This is a genomic window from Picosynechococcus sp. PCC 7003, assembly GCF_001693255.1.
GTDB lineage: Bacteria > Cyanobacteriota > Cyanobacteriia > Cyanobacteriales > MRBY01 > MRBY01.
The window spans coordinates 1,374,574-1,395,493 of sequence record NZ_CP016474.1 but is presented as its reverse complement, the minus strand read 5'-3'; the positions used below and the strand labels follow the sequence as shown (position 1 = coordinate 1,395,493).

Here is a 20,920-nt window from a genome sequence, read left to right as displayed (position 1 = left end):
TTAGGATACTCTTAGTTGATAAATTAAGTCAACAATATTAAAAATCTTTTTTATTAGCTGTCTGAAGCGACAAAAAAAGATGGGGAGAATGCCCCATCTCAAAATGCCTAAGTCATGGTGAAAAGTTGAAAAACCTAGCTGGCAACCAGATATTCACGAATTTGCGATCGCCGCCGTCGCAGATGATTTAGGGCTTGGCGTTCTAGCTGGCGCACCCGTTCTCGGCTGAGGTTCATGCGTTTGCCAATTTTTGCGAGGGATAGCTCTTTGCCATCGTTGAGCCCAAACCGCAGAATAATCACCTCCTGCTGTTGGGGAGTGAGATCCGCAATCAGATCCCGTAGATCCTGCTTGAGGAGTTCATAGGTAACATTATCATCGGGGGACGCATCGCTATCTTCGAGCAGATCCATCAGTTCCGTATCTTGGTTGTCGCCAACCCGGACATCAAGGGAAATGGGGTGCCGGGAAACGCGGAAATATTCGCGAATTTGGGCCGGCTCTAGTTCGAGGGCTTCGGCGATCTCCGCAATGGTTGCTGCCCGTCCCAGGTCTTGGGCCAGTTGTCGCTGGGTTTTCTTAATTTTGTTGAGCTTTTCGGTAATGTGGATCGGTAGTCGAATCGTGCGACCCTGTTGGGCGATCGCCCGGGTAATCGCCTGGCGAATCCACCAGTAAGCATAGGTGGAGAACTTATACCCTTTTGTGGGGTCAAACTTCTCGACACCCCGCTCTAAACCAAGGCTTCCTTCTTGGATCAAATCTAAAAATTCTAGGTTGCGCTTTTGATATTTCTTGGCGATCGCCACCACAAGCCGGAGATTCGCTTCAATCATCTTGCGCTTTGCCCGTTCCCCAATTTGGAGATCCCGTTGGAGTTGCTTCGGTGTTAGTTGATTAGCCTCAGCCCATTCCTCCCGGGTTGGTTCCCGGTCAAGGGATTCTTCTAGGGTTTGGCGTTTTTCCTGGAGGGCCATCAGGCGCTGCACCTGTTTCCCATAGACAATTTCTTCTTCGTGGGTTAACAAGGGCACCCGACCGATTTCCCGGAGATAGGTGCGCACCATATCCGCAGAACTTTTGCCGTTATTGGGGGCTTGTTGAAGATTTACTTTAGGCATTTATGCTTTAACTCCTTAAATCTAAAGAACGAAGAATTATATGGTGCGGCCCAGGGGGCAAATACTTTACAAAACAATCATCATGCAGGTCAGAATCTAAAACACAAAAAATTTTTCCAAGAAATATAACGGCATACCCCTTATTTTTTTTTACGCTCTATAACTTTTAATTGAGCACTCACTACTTTAGACGGGCAACAATCAGAAAAGGTTCAACGATTCACAAAAATCTCAGGGATGGAGAATTCATAGACGCTCTATACTCAATTCTCCTTGATTGACTGAGGGATTGAAAAGGGAAAAAGATGCGGGATTACCGAACTTGGGATGTCGCCAGACTCAATTTAAAACGTAGTGCCGTTGAAATACACGATTCGCTGTAATGCTGCTGGTACTTTTAGGGAAAACATCCCTTAAAAACGAAACCTCTATCATACTAGAGGGGGTGGGGAATACCCAAAAACCAAGACTTTTTACTTCTTATAGCGTATCTTTTTGCGCGAATAAAATCAAGTTCGGTGGGGTTAAGTCCACCCAGAGATAGACTTCTTTACCTGTAGCGGTGGTCTCCCTTGTGACTTTTGCTACCGTTTAAAAGATTGAAAAAGAATATTTTTTTGACCAATAAGTCCAGTTTATGCAAAAAAGAGCCCTTTGTCTGCCTTTAAGGACAATATAATCTCGGCAAAATCAGGAAAATTTAGACCGGAGATACGGAACTCAGAAATATTTTTGGGAAGTCGGGGATTTCACCTAGAAATTAGCAGTTCATAATTTTCTAGGAAATAAACGAAAGAATCTCCTTGCGGGCCGAGGAAGCCTAGGAGGCGATCGCCTCTGGAGAAGATCTATACTCTAGGGTTTCAAAATTTGTGCGGCAATGGGACGGCGTTTCGATTTTTGTAACCCGGTGCTGCGGGTTGCCTGGGTGAGGATCGACAGACAATTTTTTCAGCGTCGCCACCCCAAAAAGATCCATCGGCTTCCCTGGGGCATGGGATGATAGGTTAATCTGTTTTACGGTCTTTTGCCCCTGATTTTTCTATGGTTAGAATTAACGAAAATTACCTCAAACTGAAAGCAGGTTATCTCTTTCCCGAAATTGCCCGGCGGGTGAATGGGTTTTTAGCAGAAAACCCCAATGCGCCCATTATCAAATTAGGGATTGGTGATGTCACCGAACCCTTGCCCGCTGCCTGTCGCGAAGCGATGGCAAAGGCCATTGACGACATGGGCGATCGCGCCAACTTTAAAGGCTATGGCCCAGAACAAGGCTATGCTTGGCTCCGGGAAAAAATTGCTGCCCACGACTTCCAAGCGCGCGGTTGTGACATCGATGCCTCTGAAATTTTTGTGTCCGATGGTGCCAAATGCGATACCGGAAACATCCTTGATATCTTTGGCAAAGACAACACTATTGCTGTAACTGACCCCGTTTATCCCGTTTACGTTGATACCAACGTCATGGCAGGACACACCGGAGAAGCCGACGAATCAGGTAAGTATGGTGGCCTGACCTACATCCCCATCACCGCCGACAATGACTTTGTGGCCCAAATCCCCACAGAAAAAGTCGATCTGATCTACCTTTGTTTTCCGAATAATCCCACCGGGGCGACGGCGACAAAAGAACAGCTCCAAGCTTGGGTGGATTATGCCAAGGCCAATGGCTCGATTATTTTCTTTGACGCCGCCTATGAAGCGTTCATTACCGACGAGAGCCTACCCCACTCGATCTACGAATTAGAAGGGGCAAAAGATTGCGCCATCGAATTCCGTTCCTTCTCCAAAAATGCGGGCTTTACGGGAACCCGGTGTGCCTTTACCGTTGTGCCGAAAAACCTGACTGTCACCACGAGTAATGGCCAAGCCGTGCAACTCTGGAGCCTTTGGAATCGCCGTCAGTCCACCAAGTTTAACGGTGTTTCTTACATCGTCCAACGGGGGGCAGAGGCCGTTTATTCCGAAGCCGGTCAAGCGCAAATCAAGGCACTGATCGATTTTTACCTAGAAAATGCGGCCATTATTCGTCGAGAACTCCAGGCCGTCGGTTTTGATGTCTATGGCGGCGTGAATGCCCCCTATGTCTGGGTCAAAACCCCCGCTGGTTTATCGAGTTGGGACTTTTTTGACAAGCTCTTGATCAACTGTAATGTGGTTGGCACCCCTGGATCTGGCTTTGGGGCCGCTGGGGAAGGCTATTTCCGTATTTCTGCTTTCAATAGTCGTGAAAACGTGCTCGAAGCAATGAAACGGATCACAACGGCGTTCCAATAGGGATTGAGTAATTTCTAAACGTTGAGTTAAAAAATTTGCTGTTGATTTTCTGAGGCGCACCGGAGTGCGTCTTTTTTTATCTTCACCAAGACGCGGGAGAGTGGGGGCGCAAAATGTCGCGGACAGTCTGTTGGAGGGGCAAGTGATTCATCATAAAAGTGTGCAGTACCGGTAATTGGATCACTGAATCTGCCGAGGAAAGTCGCGTTTCTCCGAGAGCAACAATGCCATCATTAAATTCTTCGCCAAAGGGACTCAAGCTTCCCCTGGGGCCACCTACGCCCGCAATCACAGTGTAGGGAGCATCTAAATTAGGTAGAGCTTCGTAAAAGGCTGGATCCGTTAAATTGAACCCGCATTGCCCCGTCCACCAGCGAAAAGGAGGCAATTGCCACGCCCAAGCCGCTAAACGAGGCGGTTGGTTCGGGGTTCCCAACATTACCACGTGCTCTGGGTCTGGCGTGTTCGGGCAAGTAAGGGCGGCGCGCGTCAACACTCCTCCCAAAGAATGGGCCACAATACTGTATTTCTCGGTTTTGGCGATCGCCTGAATTTTTTGGCGAAGCCGTACCACAATCTGCTCAAAACTTTCTGTGGCCGCAAAATAGCCAAACTGCTCCGTCGTCCAACCATGGCGCTCTAAATATTGAGCTAACCCAAGCAGAGAAAAGGGCGTCCGGCTGAGGCCGTGAACACATAAAACTTTCATTGATTACGCTGCATCACCGCCCCTTTCAACACAAAAACCCTAGGCGGCTGGAATTGTTTTTCTGATCCGATGGTAACGTTTTTGGAGCCACTGGTACGACACCACATTCAATAAAATACCAATCCCTAAAAGTAGCGTCATCAAAACAAGCTGATACCAAGGAGCTTTAACAGTAATATCTGCGATCAAATGACCAATATTTAGTACCGAATACAACAACGTCACCAGAAAATGTAGTCGCCGAAACCCTTTACTGTTGGTAAAGGTCGTCAAAATTATCAACACCATGGGGATGGTGAAGAACAAAAACATAAACCCAAAAATTAGATCTAGATTGCCCCCAGCATGGGAGTGCTCCACGGCCTGGTCATGGAACAGAGGCATTAACCCCAGGTCTGTATGAAACAAGATTCCCAAGAGGAAAGTTGTCCAAAGAGCATTGATCTGTGTCGGGTAGCGATTCGCCATTATCTTAAGCTCCACCATGGCCACTTGCCTCAGTCATAGCATTGCCGCACCAACCTAGCCAAGAGCGCATTTACCAAACATTACGCAGGGGCTGATCTCTAAGGCCCGCACTAGATTGGGATATAACTTTACTGCTTGACCCTACGTATTTAGAGCGCGGTAGGCAGCCTGTACTTCGGTGATTGTGAATAAACTGGAGAACTTGAGATTTTGACTAGCGTAAAATTCAGATCCTCCCTGCTGCCGGTCAACGAGGGCAATGATTTCTTCGACTTGGTAGCCGGCATCCCGGAGACGTTCAACAGCTTGGGCGGCGGACTGTCCGGTGGTCACGACATCTTCAAGGACAACCACTTTAGCGCCTGGGGCGAGGGGTGGCCCTTCGATATAGGCTTGGGTGCCGTGGCCCTTGGCTTTTTTGCGAATGATCAGGGCGGGAATGGGACAATTTTCGTAGGCTGAGACAACACTGACGGCGCTAACGATTGGGTCAGCCCCTAGGGTTAAACCCGCGACAGCAGCAACATTTTGATCGAGCTGGGTGAGGATGAGACGACCAATGAGGAGAGCGCCCATTGGGGTGAGAGTGACCAATTTGCCGTTGATATAGTAGGTACTTTTTTGTCCGGAAGAGAGGGTGAAGTCGCCTTCTTTGTAAGCGTCTGTGGCGATTTGATTGAGGAGTGTTTGTTTGAGGGTGGCTTGATCAGCGGTCAGGAGGTCGGAAAGGGCAGGCATGGTTGTTATGAAGTTCAGTACAGAGAAAACTTGACCAATTGGGTTTTGTGAGCAAAGATGCTGGTAAAGGTTTGATTTATGGGTGTAATACCATGAAAAAATGGTTTCATCATTTAACCACAGTTTTTGTGGTAGGTGCGGCGGTACAGGGAATTGGCCAGGAGGCGATCGCCCAAACTTATCTAGAGGGAAGATACCCGACTTACCCAGAACATACCAATGATGTGTTTACTCGTGCCCTCTACTACGAATTGAAAGATACCTTTGCGAGCTTTAGCACGGGCCAAGTTCTGAATGAATATTTTGGTTTGGTGCCCTTTGGTTTGAATGGTGCGGGCTATCCAGAACACCGGGCGAAACGAGATATCAAAAAAATCGATATTCTCTACCGAGATATTTTGTTGCAACAGGTAGGCAGTGACCCGGTGCTCCGTACCCAGGATTTGCCGAATCCGTTTAACTCTTCCCTGCAAACGGAAGCCGCCTTCGACCATAACATGGGTTATTAGACAACATTCACCCAAACGGCGATGCTCCCAAACGGAAGGCGATCGCCTTTGGGACATTTTTTCGTAAGGTTGAATTTATAAATTGAAAAATAGAAAGTTCGCCTGAAAGTCCAGGGTGCAGGAGTTGAACCTGCCTGGGACGAATTATGAGTTCGTTGCCTAAACCGCTCGGCCAACCCTGGGAAATTTGTTGGGGTGATTTTGCCCACAGGCTATCATAGTACAATTTCTCCTTTTCCTTAACTGTTCCTCTGGTGATCGCCCATGAAGTTTCAAACGACCCTGGCTTTTACTTTCTTGCTTCTGCTTGCGATGTTTGGCGCTGGAACTGTGAGTGCTCTCTACGGCTTTACCGTCGGTTATGAAGCCCTAAAAGGCGTCAAGCAGCCCGAAGGAAATCCGAGTCAGCAACTAATTCATAGTCGTCAGCCCGACAACGGCGAAGCAGATCCCGCCGAAAACCTAGAATTTGTGTCCGAGCGATCAATCATTGTGTCTGTTTACGATCAAATCCAGGCCCAAGAAAAGGAACTCCAAAAGGCCACCGCGTCAGCGACACCTGAAAAAAATACATTTATTGACGCGGCTGAGCCCCCCGCAGAAACAGGTGATCAAAAAACCTTCCCCCTCACCACCAGTGCAGACGATATCACGTTAGAAATTGTGAGCGGCCAACTGTCTGGCAACGATTGGCTCATGGAAGTAAACCTGCAAAATAATGGCCAGGAAGCGGTGAATTTTTTGTATAACTTCCTCGAAATTAAAACCGAGACGGGACGATTGTTAAGTACCCAAATGGACGGCCTCCCCAACGAAATTCCTGCAAATCGGCAAAAATACGCTGGCACTATTCGGATTCCGGCGGTGATCCTTGATGAGACGAAAAGCCTGTCGCTCCAACTTCAGGACTATCCTGATCGGGAAATTTCCCTCGAACTTTCTCAGATTCCAGTGATACGTTAGGTAGAAATAGTACGCCTGCAAGGGTCATAGCACAATTCCATGTTATCGAGCGGTGAAATTTTAGTCCGATTATTGTCTGTGTTGTTGCTGATCGCAATTAATGCTTTTTTTGTGACCGCAGAATTCTCGATTGTCTCGGTGCGGCGATCGCGCATTAGTCAATTAATTGCGGAAGGGGATCTCCAGGCCAAGATGGTGCAAGCCCTCCAGTCTCGTTTAGAACGCCTCCTTTCGACGACCCAGTTGGGGATTACCCTCTCTAGTTTGGCCCTGGGCTGGATTGGTGAAGATACCATGGCGACGGTTATTGCTCAGTTCCTGGTGGGATTGCCCCTCCCCGACGACTGGATTCAACCCTTTGCCGTATCCATTTCGATCCCTTTTGCTTTTTTCTTAATTGCTTATTTGCAGATCGTCCTGGGGGAACTCTGCCCGAAATCTTTGGCCCTCTCCCATGCCGAAGAAATGGCCCGCTGGTTAGCACCTCCCAGTTTGGCGATCGCCCGCATTTTCAAACCTTTTATTTGGATCCTGAATCAATCTAACCGTCTCTTGTTGCGCCTTGGGGGCATTGCACCGATCCAGCAGGGCCTTTGGTATGACCGACTAACACCAGAGGAACTGCAACTGATTATCACCACTGAGCAAGAATCCATGGGGTTAGAGGCCGAGGAACGGGAACTTCTCAGTAATGTCATTGAATTTGGTGATGTGGTCGCCGAAGAAATTATGACACCCCGCACAAAAATCCATGCGATCGCCAATGGGGCCACCCTTGGAAATCTATTGCAAAAAGTCAGCCAGACCAATCACTCCGCCTATCCCGTCTATGGGGAATCCATCGATGACATTGTCGGTTTTGTGCGCTTCCGAGATTTTGCCAAGCCCCTAGCGGCCGGCGGGATGAATCTCACCACGGCCATTACCCGCTGGGTGAAGCCCATTCCTTTTGTCGCCGAGGGCACCCCAATCGCCGACCTCTTGCCGAAGATGCAGCGCACCAAGCAACCGATGGTCATGGTCGTTGACGAATTTGGCGGCACCGCCGGACTTGTCACCCTCAAGGATATTATTAATGAAATTATTGGTGATGAACTCGACAGTCATCCCAATGCGCCGCTCCATTTCAAAGCTTTAGATCGACAAACTTTCCTGGTCGATGCCCAAATTGATCTCGAAGAATTAAATGATCTCCTGAATGTCGAATTGCCCTACACCGACGATTACCAAACCCTCAGCGGCTTTTTGCTCTACCAATGGCAAAAAATCCCGGAAACGGGCGAAATATTCCAATTTGAAGACCTAAAGTTTCAAGTGATGGGCATTGATGGCCCCCGTCTTCAGCAGGTTAAGATCACCCGCGATCCTTCTGATATTGAGGCGATCGCCGAATTTGATCTCCCTCCAGAGCCAGAGAACCATCCCGACATGGAAGAAATCCTTGGCCCCGACTTTAAACCCAACGGCGAAACCGACTAGGATTCATCCTCGGACTCTTTTTTCTGCAAATCTGGAATCAGATCCGGGCGTTTGGCATCTTCCCAACCCGAAGGCCGCTTGGAATTAAAAAAGGCGATTAGACCAATGGAAACCGCCGCCACAAAGCCCACCACGTAAACGAGGGTGAAGTACAAAGGGAAGGGTTGGCCAGCGACTGCCAAGAGTAAAGAATGAGAATCGGACATAGCTGCTTGATTGTTACAATTCGTTACAAGCTTACCAAGAAATGGCTTTCTGCCTAGATCCGTCCCCGGAGCATCATCGCCATTTCGTTGGGGGTCGGCGATTTTTCTAGGGCAATTTCTTCGGTGATTCGACCTTCTTGATAAAGGTTAAACAACGATTGGTTCATGGTGACCATGCCATCAAAGTCGCCATTTTGCATCAGTTCCAACATTTTGTCGTATTGGCCCCGGACAATATAGTCCTTCATGGTTTCGGTGTTGATCAAAATATCGTGGTAGGCGGCCCGTTTGCCATCAGTGGTACGGCATAGCCCCTGGGCAATGACTGAGACCAAAGATTCGGCGATCGCCACCTTCATCGCATTTTGTTCCTCGGCGCTGTAGAGGTTGAGTATCCGTTCAATGGTTTTAATCGCATTGTTTGTGTGGAGCGTTCCCATAACCAGGTGCCCCGTTTGCGCCGCTTTGAGGGCTGTATTGACCGTTTCTTTGTCCCGCATTTCCCCAACAAGGATAATGTCTGGATCTTCCCGGAGCGCCGCTTTGAGCGCATTATCAAACTTTAGGGTATGCATCCCCACTTCCCGGTGCTTGATCAAGGATTTCCGACTTTGGTGGACAAATTCAATCGGATCTTCAATGGTGATGATGTTCTTCGGGTGAGTTTTGTTAATGTAATCCACCATCGCGGCCATGGTGGTGGACTTACCCGAACCCGTTGGCCCTGTAACAAGGACAAGGCCTTTTTCTGCATCAGAAATATTCTTAAAGATGGGTGGTAGACGCAATTGCTCCATGGTCAAGATTTTGAGCGGAATCAAACGCAAAACCAAAGAGGGGCCATTTAAGGAATCAAAAATATTAATCCGCACCCGCGCGAACTCGTATTGAGTCGCACCATCAAAATCGAGACTGTCCTTGAAGCGTTTGATCTCCGGGGGTTTCAGCACTTCATGCAACCAAGAATAAAACGTATCTTGGTCGGTCACAGGGTACTCCGTGATCACCATTTCCCCCCGATCACGATACCGGGGGACTTCCCCTACCCCAAGGTGCACATCGGAAAATCCTTCTTTGTGAGCCCTGGTGACCAATTCCTTTAGGCTGGGTTGTCCTGGCCCCCGTTGGGGAATTCGTTCGGCATTGGCTCCTAAATATTGGCGCGGTGGCGCCGGTAAAGGCGGTGGGGGCGGCATCCGTTGCAGCGGCGGTGGGGGCGGCGGAGACGCAGGACGACGTTGGGGTTGGGCCGTGGGTTGAGGACGCCGTTTTTGGGGCATCACAATTTGTGTTTCATCCGCTGGAACGTCAGCTTGAGGCCGTGCAGAGATAATTTGGGTTGCCTCGGTGGCAGGGGGGACCGGAGGACGAGAGCCCGCAGAACGGTTAGGAGGCATGGGATCACTCATAGGTATCTTTCCGCAATGGAGGGGACTGAGAAATGAGGGGACACCCTGGTGTTGTATGGGTTTAACCGGGGAATTTTGCCTAGATTTATTGGCTAACTTTCCCTATGGTAACTTGAAATCTTCGCTCCGCTAAAGGGGAAATACTGTGGGCGATCGCCTTTATGCTGACCCAAAAACCAAAGATCACGCCCTTTATCTCTAACAATTTAGCACTAACACAATCTCAAGGATTATCCAGAGAATCCAGGGATCTTTTACGACAATATTCCTGACGCTTGATCGAATACTGCCTGAGAAGAAAATAGCCCCTTTCCAACCTGGCATAAATACCCATGGCCTAATATGAATTAATGTAACGAAATCTCAGGAGCCAGGGCAGGATTTTGACGATAAAAATGTGTTCAATAGCGGCTCTTAAAAGACTTTTTATTATCTGAGTATAAATAACTATTTCTAGTGACTCAAAAGGGTTGAAAGACCTGATTAATCAATGTTTTCGCTGTTTTTTGTTAGATTTTTACCATAAAAAAATGCTTTGGAAATTAATTTATGTAAAGAGATTCTCATTTTCGTCTTTTCCCTGTTTATACTATTTACTATCGAAGGGCATCAACACCCATAAATATTGATGCTGCCATTTAAGTTTTTTGACAACTAAACATATCCCTGGGAGGGGACAGATTATGGACTACTCATCGACGCGCAGTTGGGATTCAGCTTACCTATCTGTACTATTAAAAAGCTTTTTGATCTGGAGTTTTACGCTACTGGTTTGCCTTTTGGTTGTTGGTTTTCCGGTTGTTGTTTTAATGATGACTATTGGTTCACTCATGGCCATTGTGCTCCAATCTATTTTGCCGGTTAGTGCCGTGCTCGTTGTGGCTGGTACCATTATTGGCGGCACCTTGATGGGAATTTTGGTAGCGGCGGCGATGCTAACGGCCAAAGGTGTACACCCCCAGGAAGTTACTTGGCTAACTTGGCTCCATGGAAATGCAGAGGTAGCATCGGATTCTGTTTTTGCAGCCTGTCCTTTAACCTGTGAAGTTGGCTAGAGGCGCGTTTGCATTGCACACTGCCTTGTTGATTAGAGTTTTCTAAAGTTCATAAGTGATGTAAAAAAAGATGCTTGTGTCTGCCCGGTAATTTGCCGGGTTTTTTCGTGACCGTCGAGGGAATCTGTAAAATGAGTAAGACCTTTTGGTGAGTGTTTTATGCCCTCAGTTTGTATCACCCTTGGTACCCGCCCGGAAGCGATTAAGCTCGCGCCTGTGATCCGGCAATTTCGCCAGCAGTCTGATTTTAAAACCCATGTGATTTTGACGGGGCAGCACCGGGAAATGGTGGATCAGGTGATGCAGTGGTTTGATCTGCGGGCGGATGATGACCTCGAAATTATGCAACCGGGACAAACGTTATCGGATATTACTTGCCGGAGCTTGGTGGGTTTACAAGCGATTTACCAAGAGCTATCTCCGGATATAGTCCTGGTGCAAGGGGATACGACGACAGCCTTTGCGGCGGCTTTGGCGGCTTTTTATCAGCAGATTCCGGTGGGCCATGTGGAAGCGGGTTTGCGGACGGATAATTTAATGAATCCTTTCCCAGAGGAAGCAAATCGACGGTTGATTTCTCAGATTGCCCAGTTACATTTTGCGCCGACGACCCAGGCGATCGCCAATTTGAAAAAGGCGGACATTTTAGGGGGACTCCATTGTACAGGTAATACGGTGATTGACGCTCTCTTAACCGTCGCGGCGGCTAACCCTCCTTGTGAGATTCCCGGTTTAGATTGGGAAAAACAACGGGTTATCCTGTCTACGGTGCACCGTCGGGAAAATTGGGGTGAACCGCTCCAGGACATTTTGCAAGGCTTGCTAAAAATTGTGACCACATTTCCAGATGTGGCGATTTTATTACCCATGCACCGAAATCCCACTGTCCGGGAGCCGATTCAACAGATCCTGGGCCAACATCCCCAAATTTTTCTCACAGAACCCCTAGACTATCCCCAGTTGGTCGGGGCAATGCAGCGGAGTTACCTGGTACTCACGGATTCCGGAGGGCTCCAGGAAGAGGCACCGAGCTTGGGTAAGCCAGTGTTGGTTTTGCGGGAAAATACCGAACGCCCAGAGGCGATCGCCGCCGGCACAGCCCAATTGATTGGCACTGCCCAGGATAATATTTTCCAAGCCGCTCAACTACTGCTCACAGATCAAGAAAAATATGAGCAAATGGCTAATGCCGTCAATCCCTTTGGGGACGGCACTAGCTCCGCGCAAATCCTGCAAATTGTGCGTGATTTTCTGCAAACTAGGGCAGCTTGAGATCCCGGGCCGGGGCCGAGTTTACAAAATCCCGGAGATTGACAGAACTTGGGGCTTGGATCGTGTCTTGGCCCTGAAAATCGGTGTTTTCCTGCGGGGATGTTGCCGGGTCAGGCCGAAAAGAGTCTGGGGTCGTTTGTGAGCCGAGGGTTGGTACGCTGGCGACGGTATCAGAGGGGCGATCGCCTGCCGTTTGACCACTGGGTTGACCTGCACTGAGATTAGGGTTGAGGGGCTGACTGGTAAAGTTCGGAATCCTGATATTCGCCCAATAGTTGGGATAGGGCGGCACAGAAGGCTGGTTGGTGGCGTACTGGGGAATCGCCGTCGGCATGTTGCGGAGTGCCTCGGGAGAGACCGTTTGGTAATCTTGGAGGATCTGTTCGCGGCTATCGTTTTCGGCAAAGGTGGCGGTGCTGGGTTCGTCGACCATGAAACTTGGGTCTGAGCCGCCATTTTCAAAGGTTTCATTAGCGGCTGTTTCTGCTGTCTCAGCGGGGCGATCGCCTTTATTGAGTAGACCAACTGTCACCGGTGTCAGAACTGCCCCAGCCAAGAATAAACCACCATATAAAAAATACTCTTTCTTTACCATCTTGCTCAGATATAGGCGAACTTATCTTCCTTCTAGCATATTGTTCCGCGTTTCGGTGTTGCGCAAAATTTACCGATTAATGTCCTAGGCGATCGCCGTCCTCAACCAAATTTGGGGAGAACTAGCCCAGCATGGCACAATCTAGGGCGAAGATCGATTTACAATGAAGCATCTCTCAAGTTTTTTATTCCTCTAAGACGGCCCAATGACTACCGATATACCCAATCTTCCCAGTCAGTACGATCCCCACAACACCGAGAATAAGTGGCAACAGACTTGGTTTGAACGGTCAGTGTTTCGGGCCGATCCCCAGAAAAAAGGTGATCCCTTCTGTATCGTGATTCCGCCCCCCAACGTCACGGGCAAACTCCACATGGGCCACGCCTTCAATACCTCCCTCATCGATACTGTCGTTCGTTATCACCGCATGAAGGGGGACAATGTCCTCTGTCTCCCCGGCACTGACCATGCCAGTATTGCGGTGCAAACCCTCGTCGAAAAACAAATTAAAGCCGAAGGCAAAACCCGTTACGATCTCGGTCGGGAAAAATTCCTCGAAAAAGCCTGGGAATGGAAAGCAGAATCCGGTGGGGCGATTGTGAACCAGCTCAAACGCCTGGGACTGTCCGCCGACTGGACGCGGGAACGGTTTACCCTCGATCACAATCTGTCGGAAGCGGTGAAAAAAGCCTTTATTACCCTCTACGAAGAAGGTTTAATTTATCGCGGCAACTATTTGGTGAATTGGTGTCCCGAATCCCAGTCCGCCGTCTCTGATCTGGAAGTAGAAAATAAAGAAGTAGACGGACATTTGTGGCATTTCCGTTATCCGCTGACCGATGGTAGTGGTTATGTGGAAGTGGCAACGACACGACCGGAAACGATGCTCGGTGATACCGGGGTCGCTGTGAATCCCAACGATGAACGCTACAAAGATCTAATTGGAAAAACATTAACCTTGCCGATTGTCGGGCGGGAAATTCCCGTCTTTGCCGATGACCATGTGGATCCCGAATTTGGAACGGGTTGTGTCAAGGTTACGCCCGCCCATGATCCAAACGATTTCGAGATGGGTAAACGCCACAATCTCGAATTTATTAACATCATGAACCGCGATGGGACGTTGAACGAAAATGCGGGGCCGTTTGCAGGGCAGGATCGGTTTGAGGCGCGGAAAAATCTGGTTGCGAAGTTAAAAGAAGACGGCGTACTGGTGAAAACAGAAGATTATCGCCACAGTGTCCCCCACAGCGATCGCGGTAAGGTTCCGGTGGAACCACTCCTTTCCACCCAATGGTTTGTAAAAATTGACCCGCTGGCGCAGAAAACCCTTGCCTTTTTAGATGAGGACAATCAACCGAACTATGTGCCGGAACGGTGGCGTAAGGTCTATCGGGATTGGTTAGTGAAGCTGAATGATTGGTGTATTTCGCGGCAGTTGTGGTGGGGACATCAAATTCCGGCGTGGTATGTGGTCAGTGAAACTAACGGCGAAATCCAAGACCACACCCCGTTTATCGTTGCCCATGATGAAACCGAAGCAAAACAAAAGGCGATCGCCGAATACGGAGAAAACTGCCAACTAGAACAAGACCCTGATGTTTTAGATACTTGGTTTTCCTCTGGGTTATGGCCGTTCTCCACGTTGGGCTGGCCTGAAAATACGGATGATTTCCAGAAATATTTCCCCAATAGCGTGTTAGTGACGGGGTTTGACATTATCTTTTTCTGGGTGGCGCGGATGACGATGATGTCCAGCCATTTCACGGGCAAAATTCCCTTTAAGGATGTCTACATTCACGGGCTAGTGCGGGACGAAAACGGCAAAAAAATGTCGAAATCGGCGAATAATGGCATTGATCCGCTGCTGATGTGCGATCGCTATGGCACGGATGCCCTGCGGTATACCCTGATCCGGGAAGTGGCTGGAGCCGGACAGGATATCAGTTTGCAATACGACCGCAAAACCGATGAATCCCAGTCGGTGGAAGCCTCCCGTAATTTCGCCAATAAGCTCTGGAATGCGGCGCGGTTTGTGATGATGAACCTCGATGGAAAAACCCCCACCGATTTGGATCGTCCTGCGATGGCAGATCTCGAATTAGGCGATCGCTGGATTCTCTCCCGTCTGCACCAAGTCATTGCCGACACCCACAAAAACCTCGAAGGGTATGGATTAGGAGAGGCCGCAAAAGCCCTTTACGAATTTATTTGGGGCGATTTCTGCGACTGGTATATCGAACTGGTTAAACCCCGTCTCTATGCAAAGGAAGCGCAGGATCAAGCTTCCCGTACCGTTGCCCAGCAGGTTCTGGCATGGGTTCTAGAGGATATTTTGAAACTGCTCCACCCCTTTATGCCCCATATCACCGAGGAGATTTGGCAGACCCTCACCCAGGCAAACGGTCAGAAATTCCTGGCGACAGCGCTTTTCCCCGCCGAAAATAATCAGTTAGTGGATGAAGCCCTAGAGAACGAATTTGCATTGTTGATCGAAGCTATTCGCACGATTCGCAATCTCCGCGCCGAGGCAGGGATCAAACCGGGAGCAACGGTGAACGTCATCCTCCAAAGTGAAACCGAAACGGAATTAGAAACCCTCGCCAAAGGGGAAGCCTATATTCTTAAATTAGCCAAGGTGGAAACGTTAAAATTGACCAATACTGTGGATAACACCCTCAAACAGGCGATCGCCGGGGTTGTTGGGACGATTCAGGTCTTAATTCCCCTTGAAGGCCTTGTCGATATTCCTGCACTACGGTCAAAATTAGAGAAGAATCTTGTAAAAGTGAATAAGGAGATTCAATCCCTCAGTGTTCGTTTGAATAACCCTGGCTTTGTCAACAAAGCCCCAGCAGAGGTGATCGAAGGTGCCCGGTCTGCCCTTACCGAAGCTGAAGCACAACAATCTATCTTGACGGAACGTTTACAGCGACTTCAGTAATACGTTTTCCTTACCTGTGATGCGTCACCTTGCTCAAATTCAACGTCATCCCCAATCGACTCAGCCTCAACTTGTGTTTGTGGCGCAAGAGCAACCTGACGGGAGTTGGCTAATCCATGACCAAGGCGATCGCCCCTCCATGGTTTATTCCCAAACGGAATTTGCTGTGGGGGCACTGGTTTTAATTCAACTGGATAAACAGCGACAATTGGCCAGCATCCAAGACGCGACGGACTGGCTATTGAATGTGGTGCACCATTACTTCGTACCAGGGAAAATTACCCCGGAGTTCGTCCAGCAAGAGCAAAAGAAAATAGAAACTTGGCGCCAGGAAATGACAGCCCAGAGCCAAGACTTTACCCGTCGTCAACTCGAACTAGAGGTGCGCAGGGAGCAGCTAGAAGCCCTGGAGCGTAAACTGTCTGACCCTTAATTTGTTAAGTTAACTGCTGAGCGACTTATGTCGGATTTTCTTGTCGTTGTTGCCGCCGTTCTGCGAGGGAAATGACCGTCGCTTCGCCGTTTTCTCTGGCGATCCGCACCAAAAGTCCTGTCAGCATCAGGCTCGAAATAATTGAACTACCACCATAGCTAAAGAGGGGCAACGGTAAGCCCGTCGTTGGCAAAACCCCCGTTGTTACGCCAATGTTGAGCAAAGATTGACCAATGAGAATAAAGGTGGCCCCAATGGCAATGAGTCGGTGACGGAGCACAGGCGATCGCCAAGCCACATAACTCCCCAAAGAAGCATAGGCCAACAGTAACCCCAGTAGCCCCAAGGAGCCAATCAGACCAAATTCCTCGGCGAAAATCGCGAAAATAAAGTCTGTATGTTGAATGGGGAGAAAAAATAACTTTTGCTGGGATTCCCCAAAGCCTAATCCCCAACCACCACCGGAGGATACCGCCAACAGACTTTGCACCAACTGATAACCTTCATCCCGTGCAGCTCGAAAGGGATCAAGGAAAAACGTCAATCGCTCCCGTTGATAACTATGGATACTAACGCTTACCAAGGCAGCTAATCCCCCGACACCAGCGGCTCCCCCCAGCAGTAGCCAAGGAAGACCCGCGGCCAAGGCAATAAACCAAATGGTCATGCCACAAAGGCCGGTGGTACTCAGGTTGGGTTGCTTCAAAATTGCCAATAAAATACCAGCAAACAAACTCAGCCAAACGCCCCGGTGCCAAATTTTCAACTGACGCCAACGGCTAAATACATTAGCGGCCTCTAAAACCAAAAAAGGCTTTGCAAACTCTGAAGGTTGCAGGGCAAATCCAGCAATCCCAATCCAACGGGAAGCGCCCCATTCTTCGCCACCTCGACCAAAACCGACAATCGTCAGTAGAATCAATACAAAAGAAATCATCAGACCGCCGAACGAGACCAAGCGAAGTTTCTTGAGGGGGACACGGGCGATCGCCCCAGCACAAATCAGACCGGCGATCGCCCAAACGATTTGCCGCTTGATGTAGTACCAACCATCCCCATTCTCGACGGCTGCCACCGGATAAGACGCAGAAAAAAGGGTAACCAATCCAAGCCCAAGCCAGAGCAACGTCAACCACCGCAACAACCTTGCCTCTAAGGCCCAATGCTTGACCTCAGTAAAATACGCTAAACAATGGTGTAGGAGATCTCTGTTAGCCAACACGTTTTAAAGGTAAAAAAATATTTCCCTATTATCGCAAAAGATATTCGATCCGAGGGTTACTTCTCCCGGACTTTTTTTTGCCAACTTATTGACGAATTTTTGATCTTGATTACCGTCGGTCACTTAGTTGTAAATACTTACTAAAGAGAAATGACGATTTTTTCTCCTAAGCCGTTGCTGGAATTTCAACCTCTAAACGTGCCGCTGTGACAGCGCTAAAGGCAAAGGCCATCACCAACGGTAAAGGGCAATGCCAATAATAAGTAAAAATACCGGCGACCAAGCTCACCCCGGCAGCCAAGGCCAACCAACATTTTTCATCTTGGGTAAAACCTTTTTCCGATTTAATGAGGCGGAGAATTTCTCCAGGAATGGGTTCGGGCATGACTCCATTTGGCGGGAAAGCCCAATAAAAATCTGCACTGACTAATGTTGGATCCGTCCAACCATTACCATCACACCACTCTTGAATCCACTCGTCGCAATAATGCCTCATACTCATTTGTTCCTGCTGATTAATTCCGTAATGTCTATTGATCTTGCAAACAATAAACAATAATTTAAGATTTGATTGTGTCTTGCCCTGTCCATTCCCAAAGACAATTCCAAATGCAGAAATCCTTTAAGAATGGAATTTTATCCTATCAACTGAAAAACCAAAGGCGATCGCCAAAGAAAGAAAAGTTTAGATAAAAGAATTGAGTATAATTACTTATCTTCGTTATCGTTTTGATGGCTGTTCTTAAAGCAAAATACAATAACCCCTTTTCAAGAAAATCTATTTTCCCGTGATTAATCTTGCTGGCGATCGCCAAGCTCAAAGTCAAGGTCCGAACCAAGTATCAGTTCGTCTGTAAAGAAATATTGCAAAAACTGATGGCGCTTGTTACAATTTTTAACAAAGCTCATTCCAAGATTTTACAGATTTCCATTCCAGTGGATCTGTCGGCAAAGTACCATGCGCCGTCTTGACATTGAGTTTCTCCTCTCATACAGCAAGCTCAAACTGACCAGCCCTGAAGCTTAGGCTGGTTTTTTTATTGAAAAAATTTTTTCTCGCAAAGATGGCAGGGGAAGCCCCCCGAATACCGCTAAAGAAAAGGCCAACATTGATCTAGCGGTGTTCGGAGCCATCGGGCATCATCGCCCCAGTCAGAATTACCCCAGCAAGGTTTGTGCTGCTAATTTCAGCACGGACCAGGTTTGCCCGGGTTAAATCTGCCCCCATGAGATTGGCACGGGCAAGGTAAGCATCAATCATTTCAGCATCAATTAATTTGGCCTGGGACAGGTTCGTACGACTGAGATCTGCACGGTTGAGACGGGCATTAGTCAAGTCAGCTTTATTGAGTTTGGCGCGATTGAGACGGGCACCCGGCAGATTGGCCCAGGTGAGATTGGCGAGGCGAAGATCGGCATCTTCCATCAAAGCCCGTTCCAACTTTGCATTTTTGAGGTTGGCTTTGACAAGGTTTGCCCCAATTAAATTCGCTTCGGTCAAGATCGCATTTTCTAAGTTGGCCCCACTGAGATCAGCTTCGTGGAGATCGGCGCGTCGGAAATTAACGCCCTTGAGGTTGGCACCACTTAATTCGCCCCGGGCGAGGTCTGCGCCCTGGAGATTAGCCCCCTGTAGATCGGCTTTTCGGAGGATGGTGCCCCGCAAACTGGAGTTATAAACTCGCTTTTCTTCCCGCAGATTGGCTTCCCGCAAACAAACCCCAGAAAGATTAGCCCCACTGAGGTCTGCTCCCCGCAGGTCTGCCCCCATGAGGTTGGCATCGAGTAAATTCGCTAGGGTCAGGTCGGCATTGGTTAGGTTGGCACCAATTAAGACAGCGCCATGGAGTTCGGCGTTGTGGAGTTCGGCCAAGGTTAAATTGGCTTGGTTAAGATTGGCGCCGCTGAGGTTGGCATTAATAAAATTGGTCTGTTTGAGGTTAGCCCGGCTGAGATAGGCAAAAATTAAAATTGCATTATGGAGGTCGGCATCTTGGAGATTAATGCCGATGAGATCTGCCCCCCAAAAGTTCGCACCATCGAGTTGGGCCCCTGGGAAATGGGTTTCTCCCAGTGCATATTTAGCAATTAGTTCTTGGGGGGTCATAGGTCATGGACAGGGGGATTGGTGAAGGTCGTCACGGCTTGAACGATGGCTTCGGCGGCTTGGAGATGTTCGTTTGCGTCAAAGAGTGAGCGGGCGATCGCCGACATTTTGATTGTCAGGGCATTGAGGCTAGAGGCCTCGCACAGCACTTCGGATAATAACTCATCAAAATCACAGGTGCGTAACATTGACCAATCTTTACCGCTAAGATCGAAGGGGTGATGGACGACGGAAAACAGCAGAATTTTTGTGCGGAGGGGATTAGCATATTTCATCACCTCCAGTTTGAGTTCGTAGATGTTGAGATCAGCCGCAAAATGCTTTTTTTTCGCCACCGGGGCTGGGGCTGGAGCGGGCTTCGGCGCTGGTTGGGGAGCACTGGTGTTGAGTACCATCGTTTGGGGCCCCTGGGTCTCTGGATCTAGAGCTAGGGTTTGATTTGGGCTGAAATCAAGATCCCTTGACTGGGCAGGATGGGGAATGGGAAGTTCACCAATATTAAACGCCATGGTCTGCTTATAGTTCACAGGCTCCGGCTCTGGGGTTGGGGCAGGGGGCGGGCCAACCGGGGTGGGGACTGGTGCTGGGGGATCGGCGGTGGGTTTGGTTAAACCTGTGGCAGAATCACCAGATTTGTATAGGGGGGCGATCGCCCCAAGGATCACGTCGGCTAATTGGCCATAGATTTGTTGGCGGTTAAGTAGGGAAACTAATTTACGCAGGATCGTCTCAAATTGTTTACGGGTGGGGTAGTTAACGATTACTTGGCGCAACAGATTAGCCAAAGTGTATTCTTCTAAAACCTGAAAACTATTTTCCCAGCACTTAAAACAGAGGGCATAGAGCAATTTTTTGATGCGAATATTTTCGCGATGTTCCTCAAGGGTCTGCACCGCAACTTCGAGGTGAATCTCTGTAATGCTTTGTTGATTACTCTGGCCAGGCGCAACAATCCCCGTAGAAAGATCTTGGTCTTCGTAGAGGGGGCTTAATTGGGTCAAGATGTCATTGGCAAGGCGACCATAGGTGGCAGGCCGACTGAGGGTGTTGACAGAGTTGCTAAAGGCTCGTTGGAGTTCTTTGAAACTCAAAAACTGATCAAGGTTTTTTTTGACAATGCGCTCAAGGGAGAGACGTTGGAGTAACTGGGGGTTACTTTCCCAACGGTTGACAGCAGTATAAATCAACAACTTTTTGATGCGTTGGGCATCTGGATGTTGTTCTAACTCTCGAATGATGGCTTGGAGAGAGACGGGGGGAGTCATAGGTTGAGAAACAATTCCCACGGGAAACCAGCGTTTAATGGTACAGGATTAGGGCAACCAAAGTGTTTATGCTTCCGATCTTACTTGTTTATGCTGAATATCTAACCGGATACCCCGCAATTCTTTGCCATGGGTAACCCGTTAGCGG

Annotated in this window: 20 protein-coding genes and 1 tRNA gene; 8 read left to right on the top strand and 13 right to left on the bottom strand. The window is 48.7% G+C overall.

Going from position 1 to position 20,920, the window contains the following annotated elements:
• Positions 1-134: 134 nt before the first annotated feature.
• The gene (locus tag AWQ21_RS06660) at positions 135-1,121 is read right to left on the bottom strand and encodes an RNA polymerase sigma factor, RpoD/SigA family (protein ID WP_065713861.1); all 987 of its coding nucleotides are present in this window, start codon (positions 1,119-1,121) and stop codon (positions 135-137) included.
• Between the two features lie 820 nt (positions 1,122-1,941).
• On the bottom strand, positions 1,942-2,100 hold the full coding sequence (locus tag AWQ21_RS16185; protein ID WP_157094712.1) for a hypothetical protein: 159 nt from the start codon (positions 2,098-2,100) through the stop codon (positions 1,942-1,944).
• Positions 2,101-2,165: 65 nt separating this feature from the next.
• On the opposite strand from AWQ21_RS16185, the gene AWQ21_RS06655 reads away from it, so the two are divergent.
• Complete coding sequence (locus tag AWQ21_RS06655; RefSeq protein ID WP_065713860.1) at positions 2,166-3,398, top strand: LL-diaminopimelate aminotransferase; 1,233 nt, start codon at positions 2,166-2,168, stop codon at positions 3,396-3,398.
• 82 nt (positions 3,399-3,480) lie between these two features.
• Here AWQ21_RS06655 and AWQ21_RS06650 read toward each other — a convergent pair whose 3' ends face one another.
• From AWQ21_RS06650 to pyrE, 3 genes are all read right to left on the bottom strand, one after another.
• Complete coding sequence (locus AWQ21_RS06650) at positions 3,481-4,107, bottom strand: triacylglycerol lipase (protein ID WP_065713859.1); 627 nt, start codon at positions 4,105-4,107, stop codon at positions 3,481-3,483.
• 39 nt (positions 4,108-4,146) lie between these two features.
• Positions 4,147-4,575: a hypothetical protein gene (locus tag AWQ21_RS06645; RefSeq protein WP_065715252.1), complete on the bottom strand. Its 429-nt coding sequence runs from the start codon at positions 4,573-4,575 to the stop codon at positions 4,147-4,149.
• Positions 4,576-4,716: 141 nt separating this feature from the next.
• The gene (pyrE, locus tag AWQ21_RS06640) at positions 4,717-5,313 is read right to left on the bottom strand and encodes an orotate phosphoribosyltransferase (protein ID WP_065713858.1); all 597 of its coding nucleotides are present in this window, start codon (positions 5,311-5,313) and stop codon (positions 4,717-4,719) included.
• 92 nt (positions 5,314-5,405) lie between these two features.
• Here pyrE and AWQ21_RS06635 point away from each other — a divergent pair, with 92 nt between their 5' ends.
• On the top strand, positions 5,406-5,822 hold the full coding sequence (locus AWQ21_RS06635) for a hypothetical protein (protein WP_065715251.1): 417 nt from the start codon (positions 5,406-5,408) through the stop codon (positions 5,820-5,822).
• 109 nt (positions 5,823-5,931) lie between these two features.
• Here AWQ21_RS06635 and AWQ21_RS06630 read toward each other — a convergent pair.
• Positions 5,932-6,004: transfer RNA gene (locus tag AWQ21_RS06630), tRNA-Ile, on the bottom strand.
• A gap of 82 nt (positions 6,005-6,086) precedes the next feature.
• Here AWQ21_RS06630 and AWQ21_RS06625 point away from each other — a divergent pair.
• Positions 6,087-6,785, top strand: a complete 699-nt coding sequence (locus tag AWQ21_RS06625) for a hypothetical protein (protein ID WP_065713857.1) — start codon at positions 6,087-6,089, stop codon at positions 6,783-6,785.
• A 39-nt stretch (positions 6,786-6,824) separates the two neighbouring features.
• On the top strand, positions 6,825-8,264 hold the full coding sequence (locus tag AWQ21_RS06620; protein WP_065713856.1) for a hemolysin family protein: 1,440 nt from the start codon (positions 6,825-6,827) through the stop codon (positions 8,262-8,264).
• Here the strand turns inward: AWQ21_RS06620 and psb35 are convergent.
• A complete protein-coding gene (gene psb35 / locus AWQ21_RS06615) occupies positions 8,261-8,470 on the bottom strand; it encodes a photosystem II assembly protein Psb35 (protein WP_065713855.1) in 210 nt (69 codons plus the stop codon). The two genes, AWQ21_RS06620 and psb35, sit on opposite strands and share 4 nt — an antisense overlap.
• A gap of 53 nt (positions 8,471-8,523) precedes the next feature.
• Positions 8,524-9,879 (bottom strand): type IV pilus twitching motility protein PilT, encoded by a 1,356-nt coding sequence (locus tag AWQ21_RS06610; protein ID WP_232315094.1) that lies wholly within the window; start codon positions 9,877-9,879, stop codon positions 8,524-8,526.
• A 683-nt stretch (positions 9,880-10,562) separates the two neighbouring features.
• On the opposite strand from AWQ21_RS06610, the gene AWQ21_RS06605 reads away from it, so the two are divergent.
• The gene (locus tag AWQ21_RS06605) at positions 10,563-10,934 is read left to right on the top strand and encodes a hypothetical protein (RefSeq protein WP_065713854.1); all 372 of its coding nucleotides are present in this window, start codon (positions 10,563-10,565) and stop codon (positions 10,932-10,934) included.
• A gap of 159 nt (positions 10,935-11,093) precedes the next feature.
• Positions 11,094-12,206 carry a non-hydrolyzing UDP-N-acetylglucosamine 2-epimerase gene (gene wecB, locus AWQ21_RS06600; RefSeq protein WP_065713853.1) on the top strand — a complete coding sequence of 371 codons (1,113 nt, stop codon included), beginning with the start codon at positions 11,094-11,096 and terminating at the stop codon, positions 12,204-12,206.
• On the opposite strand, the gene AWQ21_RS06595 is transcribed toward wecB, so the two are convergent.
• Complete coding sequence (locus tag AWQ21_RS06595) at positions 12,193-12,801, bottom strand: hypothetical protein (RefSeq protein WP_065713852.1); 609 nt, start codon at positions 12,799-12,801, stop codon at positions 12,193-12,195. The two genes, wecB and AWQ21_RS06595, sit on opposite strands and share 14 nt — an antisense overlap.
• 205 nt (positions 12,802-13,006) lie before the next feature.
• Between AWQ21_RS06595 and AWQ21_RS06590 the strand changes: the two genes are divergently transcribed.
• A complete protein-coding gene (locus AWQ21_RS06590) occupies positions 13,007-15,745 on the top strand; it encodes a valine--tRNA ligase (RefSeq protein WP_065713851.1) in 2,739 nt (912 codons plus the stop codon).
• Positions 15,746-15,764: 19 nt separating this feature from the next.
• A complete protein-coding gene (locus AWQ21_RS06585) occupies positions 15,765-16,178 on the top strand; it encodes a hypothetical protein (RefSeq protein ID WP_065713850.1) in 414 nt (137 codons plus the stop codon).
• Between the two features lie 25 nt (positions 16,179-16,203).
• Here the strand turns inward: AWQ21_RS06585 and AWQ21_RS06580 are convergent, their stop codons facing one another.
• The 4 genes from AWQ21_RS06580 to AWQ21_RS06565 form a co-directional block, all read right to left on the bottom strand.
• On the bottom strand, positions 16,204-17,400 hold the full coding sequence (locus AWQ21_RS06580; protein ID WP_065713849.1) for an FtsW/RodA/SpoVE family cell cycle protein: 1,197 nt from the start codon (positions 17,398-17,400) through the stop codon (positions 16,204-16,206).
• A gap of 166 nt (positions 17,401-17,566) precedes the next feature.
• Complete coding sequence (locus tag AWQ21_RS06575; RefSeq protein WP_065713848.1) at positions 17,567-17,896, bottom strand: hypothetical protein; 330 nt, start codon at positions 17,894-17,896, stop codon at positions 17,567-17,569.
• Positions 17,897-18,514: 618 nt separating this feature from the next.
• A complete protein-coding gene (locus tag AWQ21_RS06570; protein ID WP_065713847.1) occupies positions 18,515-19,507 on the bottom strand; it encodes a pentapeptide repeat-containing protein in 993 nt (330 codons plus the stop codon).
• Positions 19,504-20,772: a hypothetical protein gene (locus tag AWQ21_RS06565; protein WP_065713846.1), complete on the bottom strand. Its 1,269-nt coding sequence runs from the start codon at positions 20,770-20,772 to the stop codon at positions 19,504-19,506. The genes AWQ21_RS06570 and AWQ21_RS06565 overlap by 4 nt, the downstream gene beginning before the upstream one ends.
• Positions 20,773-20,920 lie beyond the last annotated feature (148 nt).

Coding starts and splice junctions, on each gene's coding strand:
- AWQ21_RS06605 (WP_065713854.1), top strand. CDS start 10,563: ATGGACTACTCATCGACGCGCAGTTGGGATTCAGCTTACCTATCTGTA.
- AWQ21_RS06575 (WP_065713848.1), bottom strand. CDS start 17,896: ATGAGGCATTATTGCGACGAGTGGATTCAAGAGTGGTGTGATGGTAAT.
- wecB (WP_065713853.1), top strand. CDS start 11,094: ATGCCCTCAGTTTGTATCACCCTTGGTACCCGCCCGGAAGCGATTAAG.
- AWQ21_RS06570 (WP_065713847.1), bottom strand. CDS start 19,507: ATGACCCCCCAAGAACTAATTGCTAAATATGCACTGGGAGAAACCCAT.
- AWQ21_RS06625 (WP_065713857.1), top strand. CDS start 6,087: ATGAAGTTTCAAACGACCCTGGCTTTTACTTTCTTGCTTCTGCTTGCG.
- AWQ21_RS06650 (WP_065713859.1), bottom strand. CDS start 4,107: ATGAAAGTTTTATGTGTTCACGGCCTCAGCCGGACGCCCTTTTCTCTG.
- pyrE (WP_065713858.1), bottom strand. CDS start 5,313: ATGCCTGCCCTTTCCGACCTCCTGACCGCTGATCAAGCCACCCTCAAA.
- AWQ21_RS06635 (WP_065715251.1), top strand. CDS start 5,406: ATGAAAAAATGGTTTCATCATTTAACCACAGTTTTTGTGGTAGGTGCG.
- psb35 (WP_065713855.1), bottom strand. CDS start 8,470: ATGTCCGATTCTCATTCTTTACTCTTGGCAGTCGCTGGCCAACCCTTC.
- AWQ21_RS06565 (WP_065713846.1), bottom strand. CDS start 20,772: ATGACTCCCCCCGTCTCTCTCCAAGCCATCATTCGAGAGTTAGAACAA.
- AWQ21_RS16185 (WP_157094712.1), bottom strand. CDS start 2,100: ATGGATCTTTTTGGGGTGGCGACGCTGAAAAAATTGTCTGTCGATCCT.
- AWQ21_RS06610 (WP_232315094.1), bottom strand. CDS start 9,879: ATGAGTGATCCCATGCCTCCTAACCGTTCTGCGGGCTCTCGTCCTCCG.
- AWQ21_RS06585 (WP_065713850.1), top strand. CDS start 15,765: ATGCGTCACCTTGCTCAAATTCAACGTCATCCCCAATCGACTCAGCCT.
- AWQ21_RS06660 (WP_065713861.1), bottom strand. CDS start 1,121: ATGCCTAAAGTAAATCTTCAACAAGCCCCCAATAACGGCAAAAGTTCT.
- AWQ21_RS06645 (WP_065715252.1), bottom strand. CDS start 4,575: ATGGCGAATCGCTACCCGACACAGATCAATGCTCTTTGGACAACTTTC.
- AWQ21_RS06620 (WP_065713856.1), top strand. CDS start 6,825: ATGTTATCGAGCGGTGAAATTTTAGTCCGATTATTGTCTGTGTTGTTG.
- AWQ21_RS06655 (WP_065713860.1), top strand. CDS start 2,166: ATGGTTAGAATTAACGAAAATTACCTCAAACTGAAAGCAGGTTATCTC.
- AWQ21_RS06590 (WP_065713851.1), top strand. CDS start 13,007: ATGACTACCGATATACCCAATCTTCCCAGTCAGTACGATCCCCACAAC.
- AWQ21_RS06595 (WP_065713852.1), bottom strand. CDS start 12,801: ATGGTAAAGAAAGAGTATTTTTTATATGGTGGTTTATTCTTGGCTGGG.